The 18020-nt window shown below is 34.8% G+C and carries 11 protein-coding genes; 4 read left to right on the forward strand and 7 right to left on the reverse strand.

Annotation, left to right across the window (positions count from 1 at the left end; genetic code table 11):
* Positions 1-36 precede the first annotated feature (36 nt).
* From AVL50_RS27035 to AVL50_RS27065, 7 genes are all read right to left on the reverse strand, one after another.
* Positions 37-1494 (reverse strand): sodium:solute symporter, encoded by a 1458-nt coding sequence (locus tag AVL50_RS27035; protein WP_062620301.1) that lies wholly within the window; start codon positions 1492-1494, stop codon positions 37-39.
* Positions 1495-1658: 164 nt separating this feature from the next.
* Positions 1659-3044, reverse strand: a complete 1386-nt coding sequence (locus AVL50_RS27040) for a COG3014 family protein (RefSeq protein WP_062620302.1) — start codon at positions 3042-3044, stop codon at positions 1659-1661.
* 175 nt (positions 3045-3219) lie between these two features.
* Positions 3220-3810: a penicillin-binding protein activator LpoB gene (locus AVL50_RS27045; RefSeq protein WP_062620305.1), complete on the reverse strand. Its 591-nt coding sequence runs from the start codon at positions 3808-3810 to the stop codon at positions 3220-3222.
* Positions 3811-3852: 42 nt separating this feature from the next.
* Positions 3853-4272, reverse strand: a complete 420-nt coding sequence (locus AVL50_RS27050) for a hypothetical protein (RefSeq protein WP_062620307.1) — start codon at positions 4270-4272, stop codon at positions 3853-3855.
* A gap of 187 nt (positions 4273-4459) precedes the next feature.
* Positions 4460-8128 (reverse strand): PAS domain S-box protein, encoded by a 3669-nt coding sequence (locus AVL50_RS27055; RefSeq protein ID WP_062620309.1) that lies wholly within the window; start codon positions 8126-8128, stop codon positions 4460-4462.
* Between the two features lie 3 nt (positions 8129-8131).
* Positions 8132-9757, reverse strand: a complete 1626-nt coding sequence (locus tag AVL50_RS27060) for a mechanosensitive ion channel family protein (RefSeq protein ID WP_062620310.1) — start codon at positions 9755-9757, stop codon at positions 8132-8134.
* 144 nt (positions 9758-9901) lie between these two features.
* A complete protein-coding gene (locus AVL50_RS27065; RefSeq protein ID WP_062620313.1) occupies positions 9902-11518 on the reverse strand; it encodes a mechanosensitive ion channel family protein in 1617 nt (538 codons plus the stop codon).
* Between the two features lie 98 nt (positions 11519-11616).
* Between AVL50_RS27065 and AVL50_RS27070 the strand changes: the two genes are divergently transcribed.
* The 4 genes from AVL50_RS27070 to AVL50_RS27085 all read left to right on the forward strand — a co-directional run bounded on the left by AVL50_RS27070 (position 11617) and on the right by AVL50_RS27085 (position 17870).
* Positions 11617-12246, forward strand: a complete 630-nt coding sequence (locus tag AVL50_RS27070) for an HAD family phosphatase (RefSeq protein WP_062620315.1) — start codon at positions 11617-11619, stop codon at positions 12244-12246.
* A 121-nt stretch (positions 12247-12367) separates the two neighbouring features.
* Complete coding sequence (locus tag AVL50_RS27075) at positions 12368-15526, forward strand: DUF2723 domain-containing protein (protein WP_082796028.1); 3159 nt, start codon at positions 12368-12370, stop codon at positions 15524-15526.
* 209 nt (positions 15527-15735) lie between these two features.
* The gene (locus AVL50_RS27080; protein WP_062620319.1) at positions 15736-16530 is read left to right on the forward strand and encodes an acyl-CoA desaturase; all 795 of its coding nucleotides are present in this window, start codon (positions 15736-15738) and stop codon (positions 16528-16530) included.
* 371 nt (positions 16531-16901) lie between these two features.
* Positions 16902-17870 (forward strand): AraC family transcriptional regulator, encoded by a 969-nt coding sequence (locus tag AVL50_RS27085; RefSeq protein ID WP_062620321.1) that lies wholly within the window; start codon positions 16902-16904, stop codon positions 17868-17870.
* Positions 17871-18020 lie beyond the last annotated feature (150 nt).

An 18020-nucleotide genomic window follows, 5' to 3' on the forward strand; every position in this document is an offset into this window, starting at 1 on the left:
CTTTCACTAAATATATGTTATCCGTGGTGTTGTTTATTATTTTTTGAGAAATGAAGTCAATAAAAGTCCTAAAAAAGTAAGCACCCCGTTCAATAATAGTAATTCATAACCGAATTTATAACCATCGAATAACGACGCTGAATTAGCTTGTAAGTAATAGCAAATTACAGGAGAAATGATACAAATTAATGGGACGAACATTGGTTTTCTATCTTCCTTCATGATAATACTAAAGGCAAATAAACCTAATAAAGGGCCGTAAGTATATGAAGCTAATTTCAAGATAGTATCTAATGCATTTGTGTTATTAATACTGTTGAAAAATATAACTAATAAGAATAAACCAAAAGCAAAACCAATATGAGTGATCTTTCTGACTTTTAATTTTTCTACATCGCTTTTTTGAGAATGGTCTAAATTTAGGAAATCAATACAAAAGCTTGTTGTCAATGAAGTAATGGCGGAATCTGCACTTGAAAATGCCGCAGCAGTCACACCCAATAAAAAGATACAAGCACCAAATAAGCCAAGTTTTTGCTGTGCGATCATTGGGAATAATTGGTCTGATTTTTTTGGTAATTCTAAAGATAAGAAATCAGCATATTGGTAAATGAAAACACCTAGGATTAAGAAAAGAGCAATTGTTCCAAATAAGATAAAACTAAAAAATACCATATTTTTTTGAGCTGCTTTTAATGTCTTTATCGTAAGACTTTTTTGCATCATATCTTGATCTAAGCCCGTCATTACAATCACAATAAAGGCTCCCGTGATAAACTGCTTCCAAAAATAATTGGTAGCTTTTATATCCCAGAAAAAAGCTTGTGTATAATTGGTCTCTTCTACAGCTTTTTGATAAATATCAGATAGTGACATGTTCATCTGATCAGCAATTAAATACAGTGTCAATACACCTGCACCAATCATGAATGTAGTTTGAAGTGTGTCTGTCCATACTACTGTTTTAATTCCTCCTTTTAGGGTATAAAGTGTGATGATAAGTAGAAGGATAAAAGCATTGACGGTATAGGGAATTCCTAGTGGCGTATAGATAAAAGTCTGTAAAACGGTTGCCATTATAAATAACTTTCCAGCCGCTTGAAGTCCTCTTGAAATGATAAAGAATGATGCTCCAGTTTTATAAGCACTTTTACCTAATCGTTTGTCAAGGTAGCCATAAATGGAAATCAGGTTATTTTTATAATAAATGGGCATTAAGATGTAAGCCACTCCAATATATCCTAAAATGTATCCTAAGCTCATTTGCAAATAACTGAAAGAAGCTCCTTTGACTATTCCAGGAAGTGAGATAAAAGTGATACCTGATAATGTGGTGCCGATCATACCGTACATTACAGCATACCATGGAGAATTTTTATTTCCGTTGAAAAAAGAAAGTGTGGAACTGTTTTTACTTGTCCAGTAAGAAATCAAAAACAATAATAAAATATAGGAAACAAAAATGAGTAAACTCTGATTGGCTGTAATGCTCATATTTAAAAAAATTGAATGGCTTAGAATACTAACCACAAATAACAATGTATGGTCTCTTTAAAAAAATATCTGAATGCGAAATAAGAAAAAAATATCAAAAAAAATAGTCTTCGTAATTCAATTGATTACGAAGACTATTTTTTTAGCATTAAACTTCAATACTGCTAGAAATTATGACCGGCGGCATCAAATGATGTTAACGTGTAGTACGGCAATACAATTGTTTCCCCTTTGTAGAATTGAGGAAGTTCAAGTGTTCTTTTTTCTTTGCCTCCTTTGATATTTGTCAATTCTATATCTATAGTTTTTTGTCCTTCTTTCAGAGGAACTCTAGTATAAAGAATATCTTTTGGAAGGGATTGCCACGAACGGGTATCTGCCGATTCTGTAGCAGAACCAAGAATACTTAAAGCAGCTCCCCAACCTTCATTTTCTTGTGAAACTCTTGCCGCAACACTTTGCTTTAGTGCCACACGAAGTAGGGTTTTACTGAATTCCAATAGCATTCTTTCTTCTAGAACTTTGAAAGAGATAGCATTAATATCTTGTGCAAAAGATAATGGATACTGCTGCCCTCCTTCTGAAAGTGACGCTTTGGTATAAAAGCTTTTTCTCTCAACATATTTAGGAAAAACAGCACGGATCCAAGTGACAGATAATTTGTCGTTTCCAGCATAATAAGGGAAACTCAAACCATATTCTTTGTTCACAAATGTCACCCATCCGTTACTTCCTTCAATAATGGCAAAATTAAGTCCCCATTCCGCTTTTACTGGAGACATACCATTGTTCCAAAGCAAAACCAAATTGGCATAGTTGTCTTCTTTTGAAAGCTCAATTCCAAAGTCTTTCGCATATTTTTTAGCATCATCCCACAGACCAGTTTCCTGAGCAGTTCTGACAAGATCATATTTCAATTGTTGTGGGACTGCCATTTTAAACAATCTAGCGTAATCGTTTTGATAGATTTCAAGTGCATTTCTATAAGCAATAAATGCATTGTTAGGATCTTTGTTTGCTTCATAAATAATACCCATCATTACATGGATAAAAGCATCGCGTTTGTATTTCTTCTCAGAAGAATACTTCTCACTTAGCCTGTTCAATGCAAGGTTCATACGCTTACATTCCACAATAGCCTCGTTGTATTTTTTTAGTTCTAAATAGTTAAGGGCTTTAAAATAGTTGACCATCAACTTCTCATGATCTTCACCTCCATAAGTAGAGAGGTTGGGATTAAGAAGTAATGCACCACCTTCTTCCAACACACTTTTTTTATGATCTTCAATGAAAATATCAGCTTTTTGGAACATCTGATTACTGTAATCAAATTTTTCCTGAAGAGAAGCCACCATTCCTGAGTTGACATAATACAAGAATTCCAGTCTGCCTGAAGCCATTTTGTCACTAGCTTCCATCATAACTGCGGCTTGATCATAATTGCCTTCCGCCAATGCTTTGTTGAACTCATACGTTTTTTCATAAAAAGTAGGAGCACAGGCATAAACAAGAAAAACAAGTGCAGTACAGAGATATATTCGGTAATTCATACTTGAGAGTGAATTGAATATTATATAGTAAGATGCGTAATTAACAGGCCAGTCCTTTGACCAGCAATGAGATTTATAAATCTCCCCTCAAATAAAAAAAACTGAGGTTATAAAACAAAAATAACCTCCCTAATTCATGTTTTTTATTAGGGAGGCAGGCATGGGTTACATCAAATTAATTTTTGATGTATTTTTTGATTTCTTTATCACCAATCCATACTTTTTCAGTAGACTCAAGGTCTGCTAACTCAAGGTTGATTTTGTAGTTAACAACTTTCTCTTTTCCTAATTCATCTACTGTAGAATTGATAGTACCGAACATGATGAAGTCAGCACCTAATTCTTGAGCAATTTTCTTTTGTGTTTCCTCAGTAGCGTTAGCTTGTTGAGATTGTTGTTCAGCACGGATTTGCTCACGGAATTGATCATTTTCAACAACTCTTACTTTACCAGAGTTAATGAATTCTCTCTCGATATCTTTGATGAAAGTTTCAGCTTCGATATGCTCATGAGATTTGTTGATCACACCACCAACAATAACTACAGGCTTTTTATTATTTGCATTTTCATAGTTAGGCAACCAAGGACGGCTCATAACGTCTGAAATCATATCTTTTGAAACTTGCTTAGAGTCTGTATCATTCCATCTACCACTGATGTCAATAGTTGCGTTAGGATCAACACGTGTTACTGATCTTGAACATGCTCCAGCAAAAAGTAAAGAAAAGATTGCAATAGCGAATGTAAATCTTCTTGAAAATTTCATTTTGAATTATTTGATATTATTGTTTTGTGATAAAATTCTGTGTTACTGCAAGACAAATTTTCCTTTCGGTTTGTCTAGCTTTTTGAGTATAATTCTAGTTTCAGAGATACTCACAATTTTAAAGCGAGATGAAGCCGTATCACTAGAACCATCTCCTTTGCCGTGAGTAAGAAGTAACTCTTTTTTACTTCCCATAATCCACTTACCTGCAAGATATTCGTTTGTATTGTTTTTAAAACCAAACTTTTTATCAATAGAGAAATGAAGGGTATTGCCTTCGTCTAAAGCATAGGTTTCTTGTTTACTTAATTTTTCTCTTTTTACGTCGGTAATAGTCCAGTCTTTACTTATAAGGATAGATTTTCTTTTCTCAAGATCTTGTGCCATTGATTCAGTGGACAGTAGCATCATAAAACCAAGTGAAAGCGAAAATAAACCTATAATTTTTGTAATTGTTTTCATAATTATTACGTGGTTGTTATTAAGTTCTATCGAAAACGTTTGATGTATAATAATGGTTTCATTAGAAACATTAATTAACGTTTAAATTTATTTTTTGAGTTAAACGCACTATTACAACATTAAAATCATCATCAACTTTTTAGCAATAGTACTTCGTATTTATTAATTCAATTTATTCAACATTCTTTTATTCTCCTAAATTATTGAGAATAGTCGTTTTAATTTCATTGTAGAGAGAGAATACATCATCAATGTCTTCATGCATATTGGTAGTATCTTCTGTTTTCAGTTTTTGTTCTGAATGCTTTGCCTTTTCTGACAATTTAATAATACCTAGTGTGGCAGCGGTACCTTTAAAAGTATGCATGATGGACTTTATTTCCGAGATGGAATTGGTACTTTTCGCTTCTACCAATTCATGAATTAATTCATCACCTTCTGTGAAGAAATCTTCAAATGACAACTGAATCAACTCAATACCACCATATTTTGCCAATTCAGCAGTTACAGCATAATCTACAATAATATGGCCATGTTCATCCAAAACTTGATCTGTTCTTGGCTCTTCTTCCTGTGATTCTTCAATAATGTCATCAACAGGGGCTTCTGTACTAATGACAGTTGACTCTTCCTCTGTGTCAAAAGCGGTATCAATTTCTTCAATTTTAGTAGGTGAAGATTCATTCATGATCTCCTCCACTTTGTTAAGTAAATCGAAGGCTTTGATTGGTTTTGGTAAGAAGTCATCCATACCAGCTTTCAAGAACTCGTTTTGCTCTTCCACCAATGTAAATGCAGTCATGGCTATAATAGGAGTTTTAAAGTCTTTAAACTGCTTATGAATGCGTTGTGTAGTTTCCATACCATTCATCTTCGGCATTTGAATATCCATAAAAATGATATCATAAACGTTGCCACTCTGCAGTAACTCTAAAGCCCTGAAACCACTGTTCGCCGCGGTAGTTTTACAACCTGCTTTTTTAAGAATACTTTCAGCCACCATGATGTTGACACTGTTATCATCCACCACCAATATGTTAGGCTGAATACTTCTGATTCTTTGTGAGAAAAGCTCTTTACTTTCCAAGTTGTTGTTGGTAGGAGGCAAGTGGTCTACTTCTTTTACCTCAATTGTAAACCAGAAAGTACTTCCTACATTCAATTCAGATTCTACACCAATGTCTCCGTCCATCATATTACAGAGTTCCTGAGAAATTGATAAACCTAATCCTGTACCACCTTTGGTACGGTTATAAGAATCTTCAACCTGACTGAATTGTTTAAAAAGTTGTGCTTGACCATTTTTCGATATTCCACATCCAGTATCAATCACATCAAACATTAGGGTATAAATACCATTAAATTTCTGAACACCATTGACATTGATTGTCACGGTGCCGTTTTCAGTAAACTTAATCGCATTTGAAGTGAGGTTGGAGAGAATTTGAAGTAATCGTGTCTCATCGGCAAGAATGACCTTAGGTACATTAACTCCCACGTTAGAAGTTAATTGTGTCTTCTTGTTTTTTGCATTTTGATGGAAGAGAGCAATGAGTTTTGAAATCGTTACTCTAATATCAATTGGCAATGGTCTAAGCTCCATTTTTCCGGCTTCAATCTTCGATAAATCAAGAATGTCATTCAAGATATTAAGCAAGATTTCCGATGAACGCTTGATGGTAGAGACGTATTTTTTCTGTTCCTGACTGAGTACTGTAGTACTTAATAAGTCTACCATTCCGATTACACCGTTCATAGGTGTACGAATCTCATGAGACATATTTGAAAGGAACTGTCTTTTTACTTCTAAAGATTTTTCAGCAAGGTCTTTCGCTTCTCTGAGTTCATGTTCGGATTGTTTGATTGGAGTGATATCTCTGGCCAATCCTTCCACTCCAGCAGGTTTCATTTTTTTATCATAAATCAACCTGAAGTTGGAAAGAATATAGCGGACTTCTCCTTTTTTATTTCTGATAATACTCTCATGGTTTTTCACTGCTCCCTTGATTGCCAGGATTTTCATTAACCTTGAGAGGTCTGATTCAGAAATATAATATTCAGTAACGTGCTTATCGATTATTTCGGTTTGAGCAACGCCCAGCATATCTTTCACAGATGGTGAAATCAGTGTGAAATTACCATTCAAGTCTGTTCTGAAGTAAACGTCTTGAAGTGTCTCAAATATATTACGGAAGAGTTCTTCACTGTCCGCAATATGGATTTCCATCTTTTTACGCTGCGTAATGTTTTGGGTAACACCAGCAATCTCTTGAATGATTTCTCCATCACCACTTTGCATTCTAACAGGGTTCAAAGAGATAGAATGCCACTGTTCTGTGCCTGAGAAAGTAGTGAATTTATATTCAAAACTGATGGACTCACCATCAAATACTCTTTTTAATATTTGATCCCAATGCTCTTCAAATCGGGGTGTAAATGGAATAATACTGTTCAACATCATTCCTGGCATCAATTCTATATTAGAGTATTGTTTGATGTATTCCGCAAAGTGTTGATTGTATCTTGTAACCATTCCTGATTTATTGAAAGTCCAGATCGCTTGTTCTCCACTTTCAAAAATCGCCTCCAACTGTGCTCTTTGTGCTCTTACTTTCAGCTGACTTTGGTCTCTAATAATTGCGGCAGCAAGAATACCCGTCGCCAGATCAAAAAGATTAAGGTCTGGCTTGCTGAAGGCTTTTCTATCAGAAAAAGACTGTACTACAATCATCCCCATTTTCTGATTATTGGAAATTAATGGAAGTCCCATCCAAATTTCTGGAACATTGACAAGGTTTAGGTTGTACTGTTTGGCCAATTTCTCAATGACTTCTTTGTACATGAACATGGGTCTGTTCAGTACATTGGCCATTGCTAAGGCAAACTCACTTGCTGGTACTTCTTCCTTCTCTGCTAGGTCAGATGTTTTTGTACTGTAAAAAGGAATATACATCCCTTGCCCCGAGAGTTTCAGGCGAAGTAACAGGAAGCTATCCATATCTACCACGAGTTTCATGGCTAAATAGACCTTTTCGTAGAGTTCCTGTATTTTGAGGTTTTCTTGAAGAAGTTTAGCAAAAGTAATACTAACTTCCTGTTCCAGTTCTTTCCTCTTTTTGTCAGTGATGTCAAAAAGATGTAGTCGATAACAGTCTTTAGAATCTTCTTTGTATGAAATATGACAGTCCGTAATTCTCTTTTGAGACTCACTTTCTATGGTCAATTCCATTTTATGTTCGTCCTGAGATTCTTCCGCCATTTTGAGGCCAATAAGAAGTCTCGTGCGGTGAGAATTAGGAATAAGATTAATAAAAGTGGTCCTCTTGAGTTGAGGATCCGTCATATTGACCAAATTTTTAAAAGGCTCACTCGCAAAGCTGATATTGCCTTTACGGTTGAACACTACCACCATTTCTCTAGAAGAACTGAAAAGCTCTTTCATCAGAATATTATTTTTCACCAGTTCCTGAACATGAACAATCTCTTTGGTGATATTCTGAACGGAAAGGTAAACGTGGTTGACGCCATCAAAACTTACAGGTGTTCCTGCAGTTCTTACTTGTAATTCGTAGCCGTTTCGGTCTTTAAGTTTACCCGTAAGGTTTTGAAGAAGTCCCCCAATGGAGAAGGTGTCTTCATAATAAAATATCTCTATAAATTCAGAATAATGTTTCCCAACTGCTTCTTCTGGATAATAGTCCGTAAGGTTCAACATTGCATCGTTCCAGAATACAATATTTCCTACTTCATCGAGTCCAAAAGTAGGAGCATCAGTAGCTTGATAGGCATCTTCAAAAATTTTGAAGTGACTATGTTCATGTGTTGATACTTTGGGTTTTTGGTCTGAATTATTCATTTTTTAATTTGTCTCAGTTGCTTTTGACTCCTCGTTGGCTTCTTTTGCAATGTGTATAGTCTGAGTAGGGAAGGCAAATTCAATTCCCATGCTTTCCGCTATACGCAAAATCTTGAGCATAAGATATTCACGAGACTGAAGTTCTTCGCTCCAATCTCTACATTCAAAGAAAATATACAACAATATTTCCAAAGCACTAGCACCAAAGTTGTTTAATCGCACCTCATAGAAGTCTTTTCTTGTGGTAGGATGGTCTTCAACTGCTTTTTTAACTGCTTTGATAAACATTTCTATCTTTTCGGTTGGGGTTCCATAAGGAATTGTAAGGTAGGTTTTGAATCTTCTATATTGTCTTTTTCCTAAGTTATCAATATCACTGTCAGACATGGACCCGTTAGGAATATTGACCAGAGAATTTGCAAAAGTCCTAATACGTGTTGTTCTAAAACCAATTTCCTCTACAATACCTTCTTGTCCTTTAACAACTATCCAATCTCCTACTTCAAAAGGTTTATCTGTAAATAACATCACTGAGCCTATAAAATTCTTGATGGTATCTTGAGCGGCAAAAGCTAAAGCTACACCACCAAAGGAGATACCGGTGATCAAATGTGTGATATCAAAACCATATAAATACAGGGTAGTCAAAACACCAAGTGCAATGGCAATAATTCTAAAAATCACTCTAAAAATAGGCAGAAGGTTGGCGTCTACAGCTTGTGATTTATTGGAAAAATAACCGATTCTGATGACTAATAAATCTGCTGAGTGTATAAATAAAATAGTGACGTAAAAACAAAATATAGCCTTGATGATGAGTGTAAGACCATAAGAAACAATACTCGGTAAAAGTAAAAACGGAGTAATATAGTACCACAACATCATGATAAACGAAATGGAAATAGGTCTTCTCCATTTCGGTAAAGCAATTTTTGCAAATTGTTCTTTTTTCAGCCTAATAAATATTCTCTGTACAATTTGGTCGGTGAACCAGAAGCTAATAATATAAAATAAATAGCTGAACAGAAGAATACCCAGAATTGTAATCCATTGCCACAATCTGATGCCTAAAAAACGTCCTTTACTCTGCTGAAGAGATGAAGTATAAACCACAAGTTCTCTTGTGAAAGAAGGGTACGTTTCCTTGAACAGTTCATGGATTTGATTGGTAGAATACACAGAGTATTTCCATTGTCCATTTCTCTGTTTTTCCAGATAAATATTGGGCAATCTATGACTGATACTATAACGCTCAGTTTTACTTTTAGGATCGATATAATTTTTCTCTAAAGGCAGGTCTTGAGAATTCAGGTAAATGCCTTTTTGAGTATAAACCAGCTTTAATTCAATGGCTAATTTCTTTCTCTCTTTTAAAGAAAACTGTTCCTGAGGGAAAGCCTGCGCCGCTACGTTCTCATGATAGTTATCATCTTCCAAGTTTTCCAAATGTGTATGCATAGTGTGGTAAGGAGAACTCAATGAATACTCTACACCACTCAACTCTTTGAAATTATAGAAAACATGATCATCAGGATAACTTGAAATTTCATCGTTGTTATCATCCTGAGCAATAGTAGCTGTAATAGTTGTTGCGAATAAAACTAAAATTAAAAATAAACGCCTAGCCATTAAATAAGACAGTTTGTTGGTATTATTTGATTTGACAATAGTAAGAGTGCTTACTGAAATATAAAAGGTAAAATTATAAAACTTATACAGATTATTGCTAAGTCCTAACCCAAATTTCCATCAATCCTGATTTTGTTTCAGTGCTTACTCTTGTTTCTTTTTATCATTCAAATGTATGGTTTGCGTAGGGAATGCAAATTGAACCTTAGTAGCTTCTGCAATTTCCATGATGGTAAACATCAGCTCTTCTCTGGATTGCAGCTCAATATTGTAGTCGTCTGTTTCAAAAAACACATTGAGGAGTATATCAATAGAACTAGGTGCAAATTGATAAAGACGCACTTGATAACCTTCTTTTCTCGTAGTAGGATGTTTATCAATCGCTTCCCGTACGCCTTCAATAAAAGCTTTCACATGATTTCGATCAGTACCATATTCTAAACTGATAAGTGTATTGAATCTTCTGAATTGTCTTTTACCAAGATTGTCGACTTCATTATCTGCCGCAATATTATTGGGTAAACTTACTAACGAATTATTAAACGTTCTGATTTTAGTGGTTCTAAAACCAATTTCCTCCACAATTCCAGATTGCCCTTTTACCACAATAGAATCACCAACAGAAAACGGTTTGTCGGTAAAAAGCATAATGGAGCCAATAAAGTTTTTGACGGTGTCTTGTGCTGCAAATGCGATAATCAATCCTCCAAATGATATTCCAGTTACAATATTGTTGATATTGTACCCCAATATTTTTAAGAATAAAAGAAATCCAATCATTAAAGCTACAATTCTCAATGATGATCTTAATACTGGAGTTAGATGAGCGTCAATATTCCATCTCTTTTTTCTAGTGCTTGGCGTCATTACTTTCAGCACCAATAAATCAGCCGTTCTAAAAACAAGAACAATGGCAGTGAATCCAAAAATAATTTTGCAGAGTACTGTTAATCTAAATGCAATAATGCTATCCAGTAACAATAATGGAATAAGCATGAAAAACAGGAAGTCGAGTATTGCAATGGTGAGTGGACGTTTATATTTTAAAATCACAGTACTAATGAAATACTGGTTTCCTTCTCTGGAGAAGAACTTTTTGATTAAAAAGGCAAGCAGTCGAATAATGATAAAATAAACGCAATACATCAAAACACAAATCACAGCCAGAGTGCCCCATTGCCAAACCTTTAGTCCTAATATATACTTGTTTCCTTTTTCTATTTTAGAGACAAATTTGATGATGTCTCGTGAATATGGAGGAAAGGTTTCCTTGAATATCTTATTGATTTTTAATGCAGAATAACTGGAATATCTCCATCTTTCACCCACTTTGATCAAATAGATCTCTGGTAATTTATCACTAATGATGAATCGCTTTTTTCCGGTATTCTTTTCCACATGATCCTTTTGCAGTGGAAGGTCTAATTGATTCACATAAATTCCTTTGCCGGCAAAAATCAATTTCAGTTCCTCTGCCAGTTCAACTCTTGTATCCAAATTGCCTACACTGGTGGGAATTACCCTTGCTGCCGTTTTGGGGTGATAATTTTGTTCCTCTAAAAAATCAAGGTGCGTATGCAACGCATGATAAGGAGTACTTTGAGAATATTCTACAGAATCATAAATGTAGAATTTATAAAAGTCATGATCATTGGGGTGACTTTCCAAAAGTATTTCTCCTCCTTCTTCTTCCTGAGCCTGCAGGTGTTGAGAAGGGTATATTAAAATTATTAATAATAAGGGGAATAATATTTTACTCATTTTTAAGAAACAGTAGTATATTGATTGGATTTTAAAACTGATATTGTTTTAATTCAAACGAAATTTCAAAAATTTAGTTTTTAGTGCAAAAGCAACCAATGGAATACAAAGCAATTATTTTTGATTTGGGAGGTGTTATTCTCAACTTAAGATACGAAAATACTTTAGAAAAATTCGCTGAAATCTTAGATAAACCAGTAGAACCTTTTTATACCAAAAAACAACAGACTTCATTGTTTGATGATTATGAAAAGGGACATATAACTTCAGAAGAATTCAGATTAGGGATCAGAGAGTTATTAAATGAGCCAATTACAGATGAGCAAATTGATTTGGCTTGGAATGCCATGTTATTAGATTTGCCTGTTGAAAGAATAGAAATGTTGAAAGCATTAAAAGATAAATACAGAATTTTCCTGCTGTCCAATACCAATGCGATTCATATTGAGGCTTTCAATGAGATTGTTAATAATACTTTAGGGGAAGATTTTGGAGATTTTAAGCAACTTTTTGAACAAGCTTATTACTCTTATGAGATGGGAGATCGAAAACCTCACCCCAGCATTTTTGAAACTGTTGTTGCCAAAAATAATTTAGACAAAGCAACTACACTTTTTATTGATGATTCTATCCAGCATGTGGAAGGTGCAAAACAAGCAGGATTGCATGCACATCATCTTGAAGACTTAAATGTTATCGGATTTTTGAAGTCAGAAGGTATTTATTAATAATTAATGTTAAAAAATATAAAACTAGACCAATAATTGGTGAAATAAAGTGGGTTGCTAAATCTTTTCATTCAATAAGAAAGATTTTACCCTAATTTCGCCAATTGGAAAACATAACGAAATGAACGAGTTTAAGAGAATCAACAATCTAGTGGGGTGGGCACTTTTTCTAATATCGCTCGCTGTCTACACTATTTCAATGGAGGAAACTGCCAGTTTTTGGGACTGTGGTGAATTCATTGCTGTATCATACAAACTAATGGTTCCGCACCCTCCGGGAGCACCATTTTTCTTATTAATCAATAGACTTTTTTCTTTCCTAGCTTTTGGTGATGTGCTTAAAGTCGCTTGGTGGATCAATTTCCAGTCAGCGTTTATGAGTGCACTTACAATCTTGTTCCTGTATTGGACAATTGTAATGTTGGGTATGAAAATCATCAAGCCTTCTAAAGGAGAATACAGTTTAAAAGATAAAATCTTATTATTTGGTTCTGCTGCGGTAGGAGCATTAGCTTACACATTCTCAGATACTTTTTGGTTCTCGGCTGTAGAAGCGGAGGTTTATGCAATGTCTTCGGCAATTACAGCATTGGTATTCTGGGCAATTCTTAAATGGGAGTATATTGAAGATCATTCAGCATCTAACAGATGGCTGATCATGATTGCATATATTATTGGTTTATCAATTGGTGTCCATCTGGAAAACTTACTTTGTTTACCAGCTTTAGCCATGATTTACTATTACAAGAAGTTTCCTGATAATATCACTTTAAAAGGAACAATCATAGCAATGGGGATTGGCGGAGCCATCATTCTAGGGGTAATTATCATTGTAATTCCAGGTCTTCCATCTATTGCATTTGTATTCGATAAGATTTTTGTAAATACATTCGGAGCATCATTTGGTACGGGTGGTTTATTCTTCTCATTTGTTTTAGTAGCAAGTTTGGTTTACGGTATTTACTTCACACATCAAAAAGCGATGGTGACTGTAAACAACTTATTATTAGGTGTAGCATTTATCCTTGTAGGTTATATGAGTTACACTTTGGTATTAGTTCGTTCAAACCAGCATACACCAATCAATGAAAATGCACCTGATGATTTATTAGGTTATGTATCTTACTTGAAGCGTGAGCAGTATGGTGACCGTCCGCTTTTATATGGACCAACTTATGATGCACAGCATGTAGATACAAAAGAAGACGGCGATAAGTACCGTGAAGCTACACGTAATGGCAAAGACTATTACGAAGTATATGATCATAAAACAAAAGCGGAATATGCATCAAAAGATATGATGTTGTTCCCTCGTTTATATTCAAAAACAGGCCATCACCCTCAACTTTATAGAGAGTGGGCAGGGATTGAAGCTGGTAAGAAACCAACATTCGGCAATAACCTTTATTACTTCTTCAGATATCAAATTGGCCACATGTACTTACGTTATTTCATGTGGAACTTTGCAGGTAGAGAAAGTGATGAAAAAGATGCTGGATACTTAAAACCTTGGGATGATCTAGAGGAACTTCCTGAGTTGTTAGCGGAAAATAAAGCAAGAACAAACTTCTACTTCTTGCCATTGATCTTAGGTCTTTTAGGTGTATTCTATCATTATAAGAAAGACGAGAAAAACTTCTGGGTAGTAATGATTATGTTCCTTACACTAGGGGTTGCATTGGTTGTTTACTTGAACTCTCCTCCTGTTGAACCAAGAGAGCGTGATTACATTTATGCCGCCTCCTTCTATGCCTTTGCCATCTGGATTGGATTCGGTGCATTGGCGTTAGCAGAATTCTTCTCGGAGAAAATGAGTACAAATGGCGCCATAGCGGGTATTGCCTTAAGTATGGTGGTTCCTGTATTGATGGGAGCAAAAGGATGGGACGGACATAACCGTTCGAATAGATTCCACTCAGTAGATCAGGCAAGAAATACATTAGCAAGTTGTGCACCTAATGCTATCTTATTTACAGGTGGTGATAATGATACATTCCCATTGTGGTATGTTCAGAATGTAGAGGAATTCAGAACTGATGTTCGTGTTGCGGTATTGAGTTACTTCAGTACGGGTTGGTATTTGGATCAGATGAAGCAAAAGCAATATGAATCTGAGCCATTACCATTATCGATCAGCAGCCATAATTATAGAGAAGGTAAAAACGATTATATCCCATTAGTGGAAGACGAAAGAGCTCAAAATGGTGTTAATCTAAAAGCTTACCTTGCTTCTATTGAAGCGAACAATCCTGTAACTCAAGTTGGATTACAAGGTGGCCAAACAACTGCAAAATTACTTTCAAGAATCTTTATCTTGGATGTGGATAGTGCAGCTGTTGTGAAGAGTGGTATTATTCCAAAAGGCATGGAAGGTAGAATCAAACCTAAAATGGCTTGGAGATTAAAAGGCGATAAGACATACATCTTCAAAAACGAATTGGCATTATTAGATTTGATTGCAACAAACAATTGGGAACGTCCAATTTACTTCAACAATACTTCTGCCAATACGATCAATATGGACCTAAGAAGTTACTTATTCTTAGAAGGTATGACGTATAGATTACTTCCTATCCAAGCAAATACATTTGGTGAAGTAGGTGAAGTGAGCACTGAAGTGATGTTGGAAAATATCAAAAAGTTTGCATTCAGAGGTATGCAAGATGAAAGTGTTTATTATGATGATGAGTACAGAAAATTCGGTGCAAATACTCGTAATAATATTTATAGACTTTCTGAAAAATTATACGTAGATGGTTTAGCCAAAGAAGATGATGAGAAGTTGAAGCTTTCAAAAGAAAAGCTAGACTGGATTCTTTCAATGGTGCCAGATACTACAATTCCTTACAGTTTCTATGCTCCTAAATATATGGAGTTGTACTTTAAGCTTGGAGCGACAAAAGAAGGTAGAGAAATCTATGAAACTCTTCTTAGAAGAAGTCAGGAAAATGTAAACTACTATGCGAAGACAGGTAGAGGTACAGAAAGCGTAGCTCGTAGAAGCTTGATTGTTTTACAGCAGATGGCTCAGATTTTTGAATCGAACTTGAAGCTTGTAAATGAGAGATTAGCTGAACGTGCTAGCAGTGAGGTAGATCCTTTATCAGGTGATATCATCAATGAAGTGCCTTCTTACTCAGAGCATATCACTTCAGAATTGTTCTATAAGAATCTTTCAACAGAGCAATTGAAAGAATTACAGAAGACTTTCAAAGCTGACGCAATTCAAACAAGAGAGGCATTTGAAGCTTCTTATAGAAATATGATTGGAGATAGATAAGTTGCTTTAAAACTGAAGCAATTGATCCATTTTCATGGAGATAATCAAAAAATCCACATTTACTTTAGGTAGATGTGGATTTTTATTTAACTGAATTTCAGATATTTTAAATAAATATTTAAAAATATTTAATAAAACTGTCACAAATCATTTACTCGAACTGTTTTAAGGTCAGAATTGAATAATTTATTGACTTCAATATCTTTCACATGTATATCATTATCGCATTTTTTATATTGCATTGGTACAGTTCGCTGTTCTTCCAAACTTTTTTCTTACATCGTTACGCCGCACATGCGATGTTTACGATGTCTAAAACAACTGAAAAAATATTCTTTGTTTTAACATATATCTTTCAAGGATCTAACTATCTGAGTGCTTATGGGTACGGTATTATGCACCGTATGCACCATGCATTTGCAGATACAGAAGAAGATCCGCATTCACCAAAATACTCACCAACATTGTTTGCTATGATGTGGCAGACAAAAAATATCTATACTGATATTTGTAAGGGCAGAGTGGTTGTAGACCCTAAATTCACGAAAAATGTTCCTGAATGGCATTCATTCGACAAGTTCGCTAGTAGCTGGGTAAGTAGAATTGGATGGGGGTTAGTATATATTGCAGTTTATGTTTACTGCTATACAACCTATGATTTATCACCATTTATCTTCTTGTTATTGCCAATTCACTTTTTAATGTCTCCAGTTCACGGAGCAATTATCAATTGGTTTGCACATATTTATGGTTATAGAAACTTTGAAGTAAATGATACTTCTACGAACTTCCTTCCTTTTGACTTCTTAATGATGGGAGAATCTTACCATAACAATCACCATGCAAGAGGTTCAAGAGCGAACTTTGGAGGAATTCGCTGGCATGAAATCGATCCTACTTATTTAATCATCGTTGTATTGGATAAAGTTGGAGTGATCAAATTGAAACAAACATCAGATAAAAAATCAGATACTGTGGGCAAGAAAACGGCAGTAGCGGGGTAATAGAAATCTGAAATTCACATAAAAAGAAAGAGTCATATTCTAAACAGAATATGACTCTTTTTTATTGGACCTCCCAGAATTCCCTAAGGAGGAGAAGTTAGAGCTTTTAAAGACTAAAAGAGTTTATACCTAATAAAATTGATATGAAAATTTACCTTTACGTAATTATTATGCTTTACCTTTTGTTATAGGTTACCCTGCAAAAGTCCTTATTTTTTCTTTTGAAGGTTTACACGATTTGGTAAATTATATGCACAAAATCGTCAAATTGAAAAAAGACGCTAGGGAATAAGATTTTTTTTTTTGAAGATTTACACCTTCCCCGTTTATCATTTTATAATAAATAGAGCCAGATTTAACTGTTTTTGAAAATGAAGAAATACACAATCATATCTAATGAAGACGCCCCTCATGAGAGCTATGAGAGAATAGCAGAAGATTTTAATGGAACATGGGACGGAATAGAGTTGTCTGTAGATAGTGATGATATGAAACTGAAAATTACTTCCTTTGAATATATGGAAGGAATGTATGTGGCTCATTTACAATTACACAGTAATACACAGCTTATCTATTCTAATGTTCCGAATAAGGATAGAAATTTTGTGATTCTTAGAATTGGATACTCTGGTTCTTATTCAAAGAAAGATAAGTTTAGACGGTTCAATCACGATGGTATATTTCTTTACAACGCCAATCAATTATTTAATATAGAATACCCTTTTCAGATCAGTTGTCAATGGATTACTATTCGTTTTCCATTAGAAGCATTTGACTTTTTTGACGAGGGAGAAAACTCTAAACTCAAGGAATTATTAAGTGTAAAAGGAGATTGGTTTCATTATTTTACGCTCACTCCTAAAATAGAGGGATACGTTAATGAATTGGTAAAAGCCAGTAGCAATAAGACCAAAAGGAAATTCTCCTACTTCTCTAGAGCCTTGGATATTTTGGGTGCATTAAAAGAGAAAATGGAAAAAGGAGAGATGACGAAGTCCAATATTAAAATACACCCTGAAGATTTTAGTAGTATGGTATTGCTAAAGGATAAAATACTATCTGACTTTACCGAACCTCCTAACCTTAATGACCTTAGCTTTGAGTTGGGAATGAGTATTTCCAAATTAAATAGAAATTTCAAAGCAGTTTATCAACTTCCTATTCTCCAATATTTCAATCAACATAGAACCGAAGAAACTTACCGACAAGTAAAGTACTCAGATAAAAGTCTCACCGAAATAGCAGACGATTTAGGATACAGTCACGTAGGTCATTTGAGTAGAACTTTCAAAAAACACTTTGGCTACGCTCCGTCCTCAATAAGAGGAACACTGCAATGAGGTAAGAATTAAGAGGTAAGAGGGAAGATACGAACCACCTCTTCCCTCTTAATTCTTCCCTCTTCCCTCTTCCCTCAAAATAAGTTTGCCGATATTTTGTATACGCTTGCTCTAATCTTGTAAATCTTTCAAAAAATAGTCCCTGATCTT

Origin of the sequence: Flammeovirga sp. SJP92 (assembly GCF_001583495.1) — a bacterium.
Lineage (GTDB): Bacteria > Bacteroidota > Bacteroidia > Cytophagales > Flammeovirgaceae > Flammeovirga.

Coding starts and splice junctions, on each gene's coding strand:
- AVL50_RS27035 (WP_062620301.1), bottom strand. CDS start 1,494: ATGAGCATTACAGCCAATCAGAGTTTACTCATTTTTGTTTCCTATATT.
- AVL50_RS27040 (WP_062620302.1), bottom strand. CDS start 3,044: ATGAATTACCGAATATATCTCTGTACTGCACTTGTTTTTCTTGTTTAT.
- AVL50_RS27045 (WP_062620305.1), bottom strand. CDS start 3,810: ATGAAATTTTCAAGAAGATTTACATTCGCTATTGCAATCTTTTCTTTA.
- AVL50_RS27050 (WP_062620307.1), bottom strand. CDS start 4,272: ATGAAAACAATTACAAAAATTATAGGTTTATTTTCGCTTTCACTTGGT.
- AVL50_RS27055 (WP_062620309.1), bottom strand. CDS start 8,128: ATGAATAATTCAGACCAAAAACCCAAAGTATCAACACATGAACATAGT.
- AVL50_RS27060 (WP_062620310.1), bottom strand. CDS start 9,757: ATGGCTAGGCGTTTATTTTTAATTTTAGTTTTATTCGCAACAACTATT.
- AVL50_RS27065 (WP_062620313.1), bottom strand. CDS start 11,518: ATGAGTAAAATATTATTCCCCTTATTATTAATAATTTTAATATACCCT.
- AVL50_RS27070 (WP_062620315.1), top strand. CDS start 11,617: ATGGAATACAAAGCAATTATTTTTGATTTGGGAGGTGTTATTCTCAAC.
- AVL50_RS27075 (WP_082796028.1), top strand. CDS start 12,368: ATGAACGAGTTTAAGAGAATCAACAATCTAGTGGGGTGGGCACTTTTT.
- AVL50_RS27080 (WP_062620319.1), top strand. CDS start 15,736: ATGTATATCATTATCGCATTTTTTATATTGCATTGGTACAGTTCGCTG.
- AVL50_RS27085 (WP_062620321.1), top strand. CDS start 16,902: ATGAAGAAATACACAATCATATCTAATGAAGACGCCCCTCATGAGAGC.